At 37.4% G+C, this 12,888-nt stretch carries 13 protein-coding genes; 2 read left to right on the top strand and 11 right to left on the bottom strand.

Features of this window, described 5'->3' with window-relative positions:
* Positions 1 to 27: 27 nt before the first annotated feature.
* Positions 28 to 852, bottom strand: a complete 825-nt coding sequence (gene racE, locus D8M04_RS01275; protein WP_121520622.1) for a glutamate racemase — start codon at positions 850 to 852, stop codon at positions 28 to 30.
* Positions 853 to 874: 22 nt separating this feature from the next.
* A complete protein-coding gene (locus D8M04_RS01270; protein ID WP_246001086.1) occupies positions 875 to 1,330 on the bottom strand; it encodes a MarR family winged helix-turn-helix transcriptional regulator in 456 nt (151 codons plus the stop codon).
* Between the two features lie 216 nt (positions 1,331 to 1,546).
* On the opposite strand from D8M04_RS01270, the gene D8M04_RS01265 reads away from it, so the two are divergent.
* Positions 1,547 to 1,771 carry a helix-turn-helix domain-containing protein gene (locus tag D8M04_RS01265; RefSeq protein ID WP_121520618.1) on the top strand — a complete coding sequence of 75 codons (225 nt, stop codon included), beginning with the start codon at positions 1,547 to 1,549 and terminating at the stop codon, positions 1,769 to 1,771.
* 793 nt (positions 1,772 to 2,564) lie between these two features.
* On the opposite strand, the gene sdhB is transcribed toward D8M04_RS01265, so the two are convergent.
* Genes sdhB through D8M04_RS01250 form a run of 3 tightly spaced genes read right to left on the bottom strand, consistent with a single transcriptional unit; the run spans position 2,565 to position 5,752 of the window.
* Positions 2,565 to 3,329, bottom strand: a complete 765-nt coding sequence (gene sdhB / locus D8M04_RS01260) for a succinate dehydrogenase iron-sulfur subunit (RefSeq protein ID WP_121520616.1) — start codon at positions 3,327 to 3,329, stop codon at positions 2,565 to 2,567.
* Between the two features lie 20 nt (positions 3,330 to 3,349).
* A complete protein-coding gene (gene sdhA, locus D8M04_RS01255; RefSeq protein WP_121520614.1) occupies positions 3,350 to 5,101 on the bottom strand; it encodes a succinate dehydrogenase flavoprotein subunit in 1,752 nt (583 codons plus the stop codon).
* A gap of 30 nt (positions 5,102 to 5,131) precedes the next feature.
* Entirely contained in the window at positions 5,132 to 5,752 is a 621-nt protein-coding gene (locus D8M04_RS01250; RefSeq protein ID WP_121520612.1) for a succinate dehydrogenase cytochrome b558 subunit, read from the bottom strand.
* A gap of 365 nt (positions 5,753 to 6,117) precedes the next feature.
* On the opposite strand from D8M04_RS01250, the gene D8M04_RS01245 reads away from it, so the two are divergent.
* Positions 6,118 to 6,558 (top strand): YslB family protein, encoded by a 441-nt coding sequence (locus D8M04_RS01245; RefSeq protein ID WP_121520610.1) that lies wholly within the window; start codon positions 6,118 to 6,120, stop codon positions 6,556 to 6,558.
* Between the two features lie 133 nt (positions 6,559 to 6,691).
* Here the strand turns inward: D8M04_RS01245 and uvrC are convergent, their stop codons facing one another.
* From uvrC to D8M04_RS01215, 6 genes are all read right to left on the bottom strand, one after another.
* Positions 6,692 to 8,476, bottom strand: a complete 1,785-nt coding sequence (uvrC, locus tag D8M04_RS01240; protein WP_121521678.1) for an excinuclease ABC subunit UvrC — start codon at positions 8,474 to 8,476, stop codon at positions 6,692 to 6,694.
* A 587-nt stretch (positions 8,477 to 9,063) separates the two neighbouring features.
* The gene (gene trxA, locus D8M04_RS01235) at positions 9,064 to 9,378 is read right to left on the bottom strand and encodes a thioredoxin (RefSeq protein ID WP_121520608.1); all 315 of its coding nucleotides are present in this window, start codon (positions 9,376 to 9,378) and stop codon (positions 9,064 to 9,066) included.
* Between the two features lie 175 nt (positions 9,379 to 9,553).
* A complete protein-coding gene (locus D8M04_RS01230) occupies positions 9,554 to 10,531 on the bottom strand; it encodes an electron transfer flavoprotein subunit alpha/FixB family protein (protein WP_121520606.1) in 978 nt (325 codons plus the stop codon).
* A gap of 29 nt (positions 10,532 to 10,560) precedes the next feature.
* Positions 10,561 to 11,334, bottom strand: coding sequence for an electron transfer flavoprotein subunit beta/FixA family protein (locus D8M04_RS01225; protein WP_121520604.1), 774 nt, complete (start codon positions 11,332 to 11,334; stop codon positions 10,561 to 10,563).
* Between the two features lie 27 nt (positions 11,335 to 11,361).
* Positions 11,362 to 12,135, bottom strand: coding sequence for an enoyl-CoA hydratase (locus tag D8M04_RS01220; RefSeq protein ID WP_121520602.1), 774 nt, complete (start codon positions 12,133 to 12,135; stop codon positions 11,362 to 11,364).
* 55 nt (positions 12,136 to 12,190) lie between these two features.
* The gene (locus tag D8M04_RS01215) at positions 12,191 to 12,778 is read right to left on the bottom strand and encodes a fatty acid metabolism transcriptional regulator FadR (protein WP_121520599.1); all 588 of its coding nucleotides are present in this window, start codon (positions 12,776 to 12,778) and stop codon (positions 12,191 to 12,193) included.
* Positions 12,779 to 12,888: the final 110 nt, after the last annotated feature.

Below are 12,888 nucleotides of genomic sequence, written 5' to 3'. Positions count from 1 at the left end.
AGTCCAAATAAAAAAATCAGGTGCTTGTTAGGAAGCATCCTGATTTTCCGTTATACTGACTTTTTCTATTTCGTAAAACGAATCATTTCCTTCTTTGAAAATGGAATTCGCTATTTTTTTAAATGTTTTAAGTTCACCAGTTGCATAAAATTGATGGGTCGGGTTTCTATCACCATTATATAATAGATCATGAACTTCTAATATAGTACTTGTCTCTCTAGCAGTCTCTTCACTGGAAGAAATAACTGTTACACCGTCTCCAACCACTTCTTGAATAGTGTCTTTTAGAAGCGGATAATGCGTACAACCTAAGATTAGTGTGTCCATCCCATTTCCGATTAAAGGCTGGAGTGTCTCTTCTACAACTTCCTTTGCATGACTCCCTGAAAGAATCCCTTTCTCAACCATCGGAACAAATAACGGGCAAGCAAGCGGGTAAACCTGAAGCTTTGCTTTAATTTTGCGCAAAGCATTACTGTATGCTTTACTTCTTATTGTCCCTTCTGTCCCTATAACTCCAACTTGATCATTTCTTGTGAACTTAATAGCTGCTCGGGCACCAGGTTTAATAACTCCAATAACAGGAATATCTAATCTCTCTTGTAAATCTTTTAATGTAAATGCTGTCGCTGTATTGCAAGCAATAACTAACATTTTAATATTTTTTTCTAATAAGTAACTGACCATTTCCCAAGTAAATTGTTTTACTTCCTGCTCTGTTCTTGGTCCATATGGACATCTAGCAGTATCCCCTAGGTAAATTAATTTTTCTTTAGGGAGCTGTCTCATCAATTCATGTGCAACCGTAAGGCCTCCTACACCAGAATCAATGACTCCGATTGCTCTATTCAAGATAATCGCCTCTTCTATGATGTTATTTTTCTGTTTGCATCTTTATTTTTGTATATAATAAATCTAATAATCTAGTTAGATCTTTCATGTCTTTCGCCGCAACATTTTCTAAGACCTCTCCTAAGAAGTATTGCCTTTTTTCTATTACTTCGTGAATAATGGTTCTTCCTTTTTCTAATAAATGAATTCTAACTACGCGTCTATCAGTTGTGTCCCTAACTCGTTGTACAAGCTCATTCTTTTCCATTCGGTCGACTAAATCAGTTGTCGTACTAAAAGCTAAATTAATTTTATTGGAAAGCTCACCGATCGTTAAATCGCCTTCTTCTAAAAGCCATTGCAATGCGACAAATTGCGGTGAAGTAATAGGATAGTTGGTTAGGATTTTCCTTCCATTTTGTTTAATCATTCCAGAAATATATCGTAATTGTTTCTCTACTGCTACAATTGTATCAATTGTTGCCAGGTCTTTACCCAAAATGTACCCTCCTACAGTTGTCCTAGGAAATAGTTTATCACATAATATATTTTTGTGTAGAGTATTTTCTTTATTGCCCATCATTTAAATGATGCAATGGAATGTATGTATTTTCAAGGAATTGTGCGCACTAATTCATCCTTATTACATAAGCTATAGTGACTAAATAATCTCCCTTCAACATGCGGCTCTATAAGAGCAAGGAGGGGTAAACATTTGAAGGACAATGACTACAAACCAAAGCAATTATTAACCAAACGAGAAAAAGAAGTATTCGAACTACTAGTACAAGACAAAACAACAAAGGAAATTGCCCAGGAGTTGTATATATCTGAAAAAACAGTCCGGAACCACATTTCAAATGCTATGCAAAAGCTAGGTGTCAAGGGGCGATCACAGGCAGTAGTTGAGTTATTACGCATGGGGGAATTAAAACTTTAATACCTATTTTCTCAACTAAGCGTAAGCATTTACTACCCTTGTATTAGTCGAATGATCATTTACTAATGTAAATGGCTGAAAAGCCGACTTTCGTTATGGAAGTCGGTTTTTTAATTCCTTCTATTCAAATTTAATTTTCTTTTATTATTACTGGGATTCGTCATGGGTATAAGGACAAACGATACATATATATTTAGCCTCTTCCTGTTAATTTCCAATCACCGTATTTATTCCGAGTGAAATAATAAAAAAAGACACCCAAAGTCAAACTGTAGGTGACATCTTATTATTCCGCAATCTAGTTAGACTTCTGACTAATTTTATTCATTATATAACAGGAAAAACCTCACTGGAAGGAAATACACCACGCTCTCCGAGGGCGCTGTCTGACCTCCTATTTGAACGATTATTATATCTAATTGAAGAAAGTTGCCAATTTATGACAAAATTTGTTAGATCTAATCCATTTGTTAATATCGTTTTTTATTGCTTTGAGGGCTATAGTGCATTATTATTCAATATTTTTTATATATCATGAGGATTTTTATATTGTATTAACGAGGATAAAAACGGCATTGGATTTCGTGAATTTGCTACGCTGCATTGTGCAAAAACCCTTAACAGTTGATAGAGAAAACACAGCATGTTTAAAGTATTAATTATATCCGAAGACAGTCGAATTCTCGAAAACAATTTTCCCGCGGTTCTTTCAGTTAATTAAAATAACATTATTACAAAAAAAGAGGTGGCTCAAAAGTATTTTTCACCATTTGAGCCCCCGCTTTTTTCATGATTAATGTGCGTTATCACTTCCAAAGAAGTTCTTAAACGCTTGGATATTTGTTGCACGGTTCATTGCCGCTATAGAAGTAGTTAATGGAATACCTTTCGGACATACTTGAACACAGTTTTGCGAATTACCGCAGCCACCAATACCGCCATCTTCCATTAGACCTTCTAGTCGGTCACTTGCAAACATCTCTCCTGTTGGATGAGAATTGAAAAGACGTGCTTGAGAAATTGCAGCAGGGCCAATAAAGTTTGATTTGTCATTCACGTTCGGGCAGGCTTCCAGACAAACACCGCAAGTCATACATTTAGATAATTCATATGCCCACTGACGTTTCTTCTCAGGCATACGAGGTCCCGGACCAAGATCATGTGTTCCATCAAGCGGAATCCATGCTTTTACTTGCTTCAACGCGTCAAACATACGTTCGCGATCTACAATTAGGTCGCGTACAACAGGGAATGTAGACATTGGTTCTAATCGAATTGGTGTTTCCAGATGATCAACTAAGGCTGCGCAAGATTGTCTAGGTGTTCCATTAATAACCATAGAACACGCTCCACAAACTTCTTCTAAACAGTTCATATCCCATTGAACTGGAGTTGTGTTTTCCCCTTTTGCATTAACAGGATTTTTACGAATCTCCATTAACCCGGAGATGACATTCATGTTCTTTCTATAAGGAACTTCAAATATTTCCTCGTAAGGAGTAGAATCGGGACTATCCTGTCTTGTGATGATAAACGTAACCGTCTTTTGTTCAGCCATTTTACTTTTACTCCCCCTATTTAATGTTTTTGTGTATAATCACGCACACGTGGTTTAATTAATGAAACATCCACCTCTTCATAGCTAAATTTCGGAGCATTGTTTTTCGCGTCATATTCTGCAATGGTTGTCTTTAACCATTCTTCGTCGTTACGATCTGGGAATTCAGGTTTATAGTGAGCACCACGGCTTTCATTACGGTTATAAGCACCAATTGTAATAACACGGGCTAATTGGAGCATATTCTTCAATTGACGTGTAAACATGACTCCTTGGTTACTCCAGCGTGATGTATCGCCAATATTTATGTTTTCAAAACGCTCTTGTAATTCTTGGATTTTCTCGTCTGTTTTTAATAATCTCGCATTTTCTCGCACAACTGTAACATTATCAGTCATCCACTCACCAAGCTCCTGATGAATTTGATACGCATTTTCCGTTCCATCCATGTGAATTAAGCTCTCAAATTTCCCTTCCTCTTCTTTCACAGCTGTATCAAACATAGCAGTTGATAAGTCTTCCACATGCTTGTCTAGTCCTTCAATATACTCAATAGCTTTCGGACCAGCAACCGCTCCACCATAAATAGCAGATAATAAAGAGTTAGCTCCCAGACGATTCGCACCGTGTTGTGAATAATCACACTCACCTGCAGCAAAGATACCAGGAATGTTAGTCATTTGATCATAATCAACCCACATGCCGCCCATTGAATAATGAACAGCCGGGAAGATTTTCATCGGAACCTTACGAGGGTCTTCCCCTACAAATTTCTCGTAAATCTCAATAATTCCACCAAGCTTAATATCAAGCTCTTTCGCATCTTTATGGGAAAGGTCGAGATAAACCATGTTTTCTCCATTGATTCCAAGCTTCTGGTTCACGCATACATCAAAAATCTCACGGGTCGCGATATCACGCGGAACGAGATTCCCATATGCTGGATATTTCTCTTCTAAGAAATACCATGGCTCACCATCTTTATAAGTCCATATACGGCCGCCTTCTCCGCGTGCTGATTCACTCATTAAGCGGAGCTTGTCATCTCCAGGGATGGCAGTTGGGTGAATTTGAATAAATTCTCCATTAGCATATTTAACGCCCTGTTGATACAATTGGCTTGCAGCTGAACCTGTATTAATCATCGAGTTCGTTGATTTCCCAAAAATGATTCCTGGGCCTCCAGTCGCAAAAATAGTAGCATCAGAAGGAAACGCCTTAATTTCATGCGTTTTCATGTCTTGAGCAACGATACCTCGACCAACACCCTCCTCGTCGATTATTGCGCTAACAAATTCCCAGCCTTCATATTTCGTAACCAAACCTTCCACTTCATAGCGGCGAACTTGCTCATCCAGCGCATAAAGCAATTGTTGACCTGTAGTAGCCCCTGCAAATGCAGTACGGTGCATTTGTGTTCCACCGAAACGGCGAAAATCCAGTAACCCCTCAGGTGTGCGGTTAAACATAACACCCATACGGTCAAACATATGTATAATACCAGGCGCCGCTTCGCACATTGCCTTTACCACTGGTTGATTTGCTAAAAAGTCCCCACCATATACTGTATCGTCAAAGTGAAGCCAAGGAGAGTCACCTTCCCCTTTTGTATTAACAGCCCCATTAATACCACCTTGCGCACATACAGAGTGAGAGCGTTTTACTGGAACGATTGAAAAAATGTCTACGTTCACGCCTGCTTCAGCAGCTTTTATTGTTGCCATAAGTCCGGCTAGACCACCGCCGACAACTGCTATCTTGCGATTACTCATTGATACACACTCTCCTTTTCTATCTATCTATTAAATCCCATAAGCAAATTGAATTAATGTCCTGACTCCTAAGTAGCTAATTACAAAGAACACTAGAATACAAGCGTAAGTTGCAATCTTTTGAGATTTTGGTGTTTGCGTGATACCAAATGAAACCAAAACGCTCCATAAACCATTAGCGAAGTGGAAAACAGCAGCAATCACACCAACGATATAAAACCAGAACATAAATGGATTAGTTAAAATGCCTTCCATTAGGCTATAATCTAAATCAGCATTTCCTAAACCAATCTGTACTCGTGTTTCCCACACATGCCACGCAATAAAGACTAACGTAATAAGTCCGGTAATACGTTGCAGGGCAAACATCCAGTTTCTAAAAAAACCATAACGTTTCGTATTATAGTTGGCTGTAAATGCAATATAAACCCCTAGTATCGCATGGTACAAGATTGGTAGATAAATAATGAATATCTCCAATAATAATACGAATGGAAGGCCTGCCATAAACCCTGCCGCTTTATTAAAACTCTCTTCACCATACACAGCAAAATGATTCACAATTAGATGTTGTGTAAGAAATATTCCAATTGGAACCACACCTAAAAATGAATGTAATCTTCTGTAGAAAAACTCACGCTGATCTGCCATGTTTCTCCCCCCTTAGTAGATTCGTAGTCTAGTTGTGTACATTTAAAAGTAAAGCGCTTTTATAAAGATAACGCATACTTTTTAGAATTGTACAATTTGTAAACATATTTATTGTACTTCTAACTGCAAAAAGCGTCAAGAAAACGAACAGAATTTTTTAGCAAGCATGATTTATTCCGAATATAGAGAAAAGTATATTATTTAGAGCTCTCAAATCAATCATTCATCAATGTTACTTCCTAACATATCTAAGTATAAAAAACTGTTTATAATGGAAGAGCATACTTGATTAATGTAGAATTTACATAGATAATACTGAGTATGCTTTATTTATATATTTCTTTAATTCGAAAGGAATGACATCCATGTCAAAAAAGCTAGAAAGAATATCTTTATCACAATTAAGTAATTTACATACATCTGGTGCTGGCTATGATGTCTTAAGGTACATAGGCTTACCCGAGTTACTTGGTAAAGATTCACATACATTACTTTACTTTTTAGGAAAGAGTCTGGCCAGGAAGTTTGAAATATCGTCAATGGATGATTTATCTTCGATTATGGAAGCGCTTGGCTGGGGTCGTTTAGAATTAATAAAAGAAAAGAAAAATGAATTTACATTTCAATTAATGTCTGATGCTGTAGTTCTGCGATTAGATGCTCCTTTTGAAGCAGATTTTAGATTAGAAGCAGGGTTCTTAGCAGAAGCAATACAAAAAATTAGAGGATTTGATTGTGAGTGCTTGGAGGAAGTAAATCGGCGTATTAAATTAGTCAAGTTCACTGTATTCTATACAGATCAATAATCAGATAACCTAGCAAAAGCTTGTTTATTAGCTCAGCCCTTCTAAAAGTCACTACATACTCTGTTATCTGAAGAAAACCGAAGTAGATTTGCTAGGATATAATAAGCTGCAGTTCTTTGAACGAACTGCAGCTTTAATCTTCTTGTTCTCTATTCAAATGCTCTAAAATATCACTTGCGATGTTACTAGGTATCCCTAATTTGGTGAATTCCTTTATTTCTGCAGTTTTTATTTCCTCAACCGATTTAAAATGAGTTAATAATAATTTTCGCCTTTTCTCCCCGACACCTGGAATTTTATCTAATTCAGATTGAAATAGACTTTTTCCTCGAAGCTGCCGATGAAATGTAATGGCAAATCGATGGACCTCGTCTTGAATCCGCTGCACAAGATAGAATTCTTGTGACTTCCTAGAAAGCTGGACTACCTGGGGTGGATCACCATATAGTAATTCACTTGTTCTATGTTTATCATCCTTGACCAATCCACAAAGTGGAATATCCAGCCCTAATTCATTTTCTAATACGTCCAGTGCAGCACTCATTTGACCCTTTCCGCCATCAATAATGATTAATTCCGGAAGTGGCAAGCCTTCCTTTAATACTCTAGAATATCTTCTTCTTACTACCTCGCGCATTGTTTCATAATCGTCAGGACCTTCTACATCTCGAATTTTATATTTACGATAATCCTTTTTACTCGGCTTTCCATCTATAAACACAACCATGGCAGAAACCGGATTGGTTCCTTGAATATTTGAGTTATCAAACGCTTCGATACGGTGCGGTATTTCAATATTAAGGACCTCACCAAGTTTTTCAACTGCTAGTATTGTTCTTTCTTCATTCCGTTCGATAAGCGAAAATTTCTCTGATAGTGCTATTTTTGCATTTTTTCTTGCTAATTCTACCAATTCTTTCTTGCGTCCTCGGAATGGCGTGTGAACATCTGTTTCCAGTAATTCCTGTAATAGGTCTGTATCTGTGCCAATTGGCACAAGTATCTGCTTCGGTTTAATGTGTTGCTTATGAAGGTAAAACCTTCCGACGAAACTGATGAACGTATCATCTGGTGAATCAAAAAAAGGAAAGACAGAAACATCTCTTTCAATTAATTTACCTTGTCGGATAAAGAAGACTTGGATGCACATCCAACCTTTATCATAACTATAACCAAATACGTCACGATTCACTTGATCGTTTAAAGTCATTTTTTGTTGCTCCATAACCACTTCAATATGCTGTATTTGGTCCCGCAATTCCATTGCTCTTTCGAAATTCAATGACTCACTTGCTTCATACATTTTCCTTTTTAGAGTTTCCTTAATCTCTTTGTATCCACCGTTTAAAAAAGAAGAAATTTCATGAACGATCTTCTGATATTCAGCTTTACTTGGCGGCACCTCACTGCATGCCATACATTGATGCATGTGATAATAAAGACATGGCCGACCCGGTGGATTATTACATTTTCTTAAAGGATATAGCCGATCTAATAATTTCTTCGTTTCTCTTGCGGCAATAACATTCGGATACGGGCCAAAGTACTTGGCTTTATCCTTCTTTAATTTCCGGGTTATCATTAACCTTGGATGTCGCTCAGCTGTTATTTTTAAATACGGATATGATTTATCATCTTTTAACATGACATTGTATTTCGGGTCATATTTTTTAATCAAATTCATCTCGAGAATAAGTGCTTCTATTTCAGATGAAGTAACCATATACTCAAAATCAACTATTTCTGCTACTAACCGTTGTGTCTTTAAGTCATGCGCTCCAGTAAAGTAAGAACGCACCCGATTACGTAACATTTTCGATTTACCGACATAAATGATTGTACCATGCTTATCTTTCATTAGATAACAACCAGGCTGCGCAGGCAGAATAGCTAATTTTTCCTTTATCGTTTGGTTCATTTTTTTCAGTCCATTCTTTAATAAACAAACATTATAATTTTGTTGCTGTTTCGCAGTTGATAGAAAATGTTGATTAATTGAATTCAAAGTAATGCATAAAGGCGCTCTGGGAATGACCTGAAAATATGCGCTCGTGATTTCCGCTGCGGGCAGTACGCTTTCCGCGGGCAACGCCTCAGCCTCCTCGGAAGAAAACCGCTTCCTGCGGGGTCTTCGGCTGTTGCTTTTCCCGCAGGAGTCGACTGCCCTCCGCTACAATCACTTCCTGTAAAGGGGAGCTTTCTCCATCTATGAGGTTTAAAAGCACTATCTAGCGGAGGAAATACACGGAGACTCCTACGGGAGGACAGGCCTAGGTGAGACCCCGCAGAGACGACAGTCTCGAGGAGGCTCAGCAGCCGCCCGTGGAAAGCGCAGTGTATTTCCGGAGCGGTTTTTATGCACTATACTGAATTAAACTAATCAAAAGTCTATCTATATCTGTCACTAATACTAATCTTTATTCTACAATAAAAATGATGGCGAACACGGTTAAATTTAGAAAACCCTTGTCACTTTAGCAACAAGGGTTTTTTATGTGGTTAGGTTTAAGCGTGCTTGTTAATTAGATTAACTAGCGCTTCTTTTGGCTGATAACCAATTGCTTGGTCTACAACATTACCATCCTTAAATAATAGCAATGTTGGAATGCTCATTACGCCAAATTTACTTGCAGTTTCTTGATTTTCATCAACATCTAATTTAACGATTTGAACTTTTTCGCCTAATTCTCCATCGATTTCTTCTAATACTGGAGCAATCATTTTACATGGTCCACACCAAGGTGCCCAAAAGTCAGCTAAAACTAACCCTTTTGAGGTTTGTTCTGCAAAATTCTGATCTGTTACGTGTTCAATTGCCATACTTTTTCCTCCTTTGTATTACATTAACCACCTTAAGTTAGTATAACATCGTTAGTATACACTTCCTAATAGTTTGCTTATACGTGGCCACACTTCGGAAATTATTTTCGAATGGCTTTCATCATACATTAAATTTAGAAAAATGCCTAATCAAATGATTAGGCAATGTGAGAACTTAGCTAACTGCTACTTTTTTAAGTTCTTCTATCAGCATCGGGATGACTTCAAATAAATCACCAACTATTCCGTAGTCTGCTATATTAAAAATATTTGCTTCAGGATCTTTATTAATCGCTACGATTACTTTCGAATTAGACATTCCTGCTAAATGCTGAATCGCACCTGAAATCCCTACTGCAATATATAAATCTGGTGTAACTACTTTACCCGTCTGGCCAATCTGTAATGAATAATCACAATAATCCGCATCACAGGCACCACGAGAAGCTCCGACTGCTCCACCTAATACATCAGCTAATTCATAAAGCGGTTTAAATCCATCTGCACTCTTTACACCTCGTCCACCAGCTACAACTACTTTCGCTTCCGATAAATCTACTCCTTCAGAAGCTTTACGTACTACTTCCTTCACAATAGTACGTAAGTCTTTTATATCTACATCCTTGCTTGAAACATTACCAGTTCGACTCTCATCTTTTTCTAGGGCCGTAATATTATTTGGACGAATGGTAACAAATGTAATTCCATCCGTGATGATTTTCTTCTCGAAGGCTTTCCCCGAATATATTGGTCTAGTGAAAACGATTTGGTCTCCTATCACTTCTACATCAACTGCATCAGAAATCAAACCGGTATCTAACTTACTTGCCAGTTTTGGTGATAAATCCTTCCCAATAGATGTGTGTCCCATCACAATTCCATCTGGCGATTCTTCCTCAACAACGGAAAGAATAGCCTGTCCATATCCTTCTGATGTATACGATTTCATTTTTTCGTTCGTTACCGTAATTACTCTGTCTGCTCCATAATAAATTAGTTCTTGACCTAGATTGCTTGCATCCTCCGCTCCACATATTAACCCAACCACTTCACCATCAGGAGTGATTTTTTTTGCTGCAGCAATAGACTCAAAAGAAACGTTGCGTAACTCCCCATCTTTCGTCTCTGCAATAACAATCATCTTTTTACTCATTATAGACTCCCCTTTCTACCTTATCCAGATTATAGTACTTTCGCTTCATTCTTAAGAAGAGACACTAATTCTGTAACTTGATCCTTCAACTCTCCATTTAACACTCGTCCAGCCTGTTTTTCCGGAGGAAGGAAAATTTCAATTGTTCTTGTTTTTGCTTCCACATCTTCTTCATCTATGTCTAAATCATCTAATTCCAGTTCATCTAAAGGCTTCTTCTTCGCTTTCATAATACCTGGCAAAGATGGATATCGTGGTTCATTTAGACCTTGCTGGCAGGTAACTAGCAGAGGGAGACTTGTTTCAATAACCTCTACATCACCTTCTACATCTTTTTCAATGGACACCACTTTATCATCTATGTTTAAGCTAGTAATCGTCGTTACATAAGGGATATTTAATAATTCAGCTAACCTTGGACCAACTTGTCCACTAGCTTCATCAATCGCTACATTCCCAGCTAAAATTAAATCCACATCTTTGTCCTCAAAGTAGGCCTCTAGAATTTTAGCTGTAGAATATTGATCCCCATCCTCGAGATCTTCCTCCGTATTAATTAAGACCGCTTTATCTGCTCCCATAGCTAAAGCAGTACGAAGTTGTTTCTCTGACTCTTCTTTCCCAATTGTAATGACAGTCACTTCGCCACCATGCTTATCTCTTTGTACGATTGCTTCCTCGACTGCGTATTCATCATATGGATTAATAATAAACTCGGCTGAATCATCTGAAATCTGACCATTTGAAACGACGATTTTTTCTTCTGTATCAAACGTTCTCTTCAATAACACATAAATATTCATCCTATATCCTCCTTGTTCACTCCATTATTATTTATCTTGAAAGTCCGGTTTCCGTTTCTCAATAAATGCCTGAATTCCCTCTTTTGCATCTTCTGTAGCAAATACCTTTTTAAAAGATTCTGCTTCTTCCTTCATCCCGATAGATAAAGGTTCGGTTTTTGATATAAGTACGAGTTTCATAATTTCCTGGATTGCACCTTTACTCTTTTCTGCTATAGATTCTGCCAAAGTTCTTGCCTCTTCTATCAAATGCTCTTCTTTAACTACCCGATTCACCAACCCAAAAGTATACGCTTCTGTTCCTGAAATAGGCTTCCCGGTCAGCATCATTTCATAAGCTTTTGCTGTCCCTACATAATGAGGTAATCGCTGCGACCCGGCAAATCCTGGTACAATTCCGAGTGTAATTTCTGGTAAGCCCAGCTTTGCTTGTTCTGTAACAATACGAATGTGGCATGCCATCGCTAACTCTAATCCACCTCCCAATGCAGCTCCATGAATAGCAGCAATAAATGGAATTGAAAAGTTCTCGATGCGATTTAAAATACCTTGTCCTCTTTCCGCCAAACCTTGATGTTCACTGGAATCCTTTAATGTCGTAAACTCCTTAATATCAGCTCCCGCCGAAAAAAATCTACCTTCGCCTTTTAGCACTATTGCCTTAGCTTTTTGTTCTTCCTCCAATATATCTAATTGCTCTGACAAGTCATTAAGAAGCTGACTTGATAGCGCATTTGCTGGCGGACTTTGAATCGTTAAATAGGCAACGTTATTCGTCAATTCATAATCAATTGTCCTCAATGCGAATCCCTCCTTTAACTATATTTTAACTAAAATCTATTAAAATTCAAACTAATTATTCTTTTTGACATATTCCGTTTAATATAAGTTCGCTTATAAGAGGAATTTCACCAATTAAATCATATTTACACTCTTTCATAACCCAATTGGTTACCATTTCATCCACAGTTCCAAATATCATTTGTCTCACTAATGGTACTTTTAGATCCTCTCGAAATCCCCCTTCTTCCATTCCCTCTTTTATAATATTATCGATGACAGTCAAATAAGGCTTGAGTACCTGATTGATTTGAATACGAAGGTCATAATTGGATTGTCGTAGTTCTAACTGAGTAACAATTGCCAAATGATGATTACTAGATAGTTGTTTGATGTGCATTTCAATTAAAGTCGCTAGTTTATCAATAGCCGTTTTTCTATTATTAATTTCATCTATAGTTCTCTCGATAAATTGCCCCATTTTCTCCTGAAAGACAGTTACTAAGATATCTTCTTTATTTTTGAAATATAAATAAATTGTACCGTCTGCAACACCTGCTGCTTTTGCTATTTTTGAAACTTGAGAACCATGATAGCCATTTTCTGCAATTACCCGAACCGCAGCATCTATAATTTGATGGTATTTCGGCCTATTGCTCTTCATTCGCTTCACCTACTTTGAATAATGAATGAATAATCATTCATTTATATTGTAAGTCAGATAATTATGAACTGTCAATAAATGCTAGTCCCCCTCTTTAATAAAAAAAGAGA

It is taken from the genome of Oceanobacillus piezotolerans (assembly GCF_003665065.1).
Classification (GTDB): Bacteria; Bacillota; Bacilli; order Bacillales; family Amphibacillaceae; genus Oceanobacillus; species Oceanobacillus piezotolerans.
The sequence above is the reverse complement of the archived record's forward strand: the minus strand, read 5'-3'. Positions and strand labels throughout refer to the sequence as shown.

Coding starts and splice junctions, on each gene's coding strand:
- sdhB (WP_121520616.1), bottom strand. CDS start 3,329: ATGGCTGAACAAAAGACGGTTACGTTTATCATCACAAGACAGGATAGT.
- sdhA (WP_121520614.1), bottom strand. CDS start 5,101: ATGAGTAATCGCAAGATAGCAGTTGTCGGCGGTGGTCTAGCCGGACTT.
- D8M04_RS01250 (WP_121520612.1), bottom strand. CDS start 5,752: ATGGCAGATCAGCGTGAGTTTTTCTACAGAAGATTACATTCATTTTTA.
- D8M04_RS01245 (WP_121520610.1), top strand. CDS start 6,118: ATGTCAAAAAAGCTAGAAAGAATATCTTTATCACAATTAAGTAATTTA.
- uvrC (WP_121521678.1), bottom strand. CDS start 8,476: ATGAACCAAACGATAAAGGAAAAATTAGCTATTCTGCCTGCGCAGCCT.
- trxA (WP_121520608.1), bottom strand. CDS start 9,378: ATGGCAATTGAACACGTAACAGATCAGAATTTTGCAGAACAAACCTCA.
- D8M04_RS01230 (WP_121520606.1), bottom strand. CDS start 10,531: ATGAGTAAAAAGATGATTGTTATTGCAGAGACGAAAGATGGGGAGTTA.
- D8M04_RS01225 (WP_121520604.1), bottom strand. CDS start 11,334: ATGAATATTTATGTGTTATTGAAGAGAACGTTTGATACAGAAGAAAAA.
- D8M04_RS01215 (WP_121520599.1), bottom strand. CDS start 12,778: ATGAAGAGCAATAGGCCGAAATACCATCAAATTATAGATGCTGCGGTT.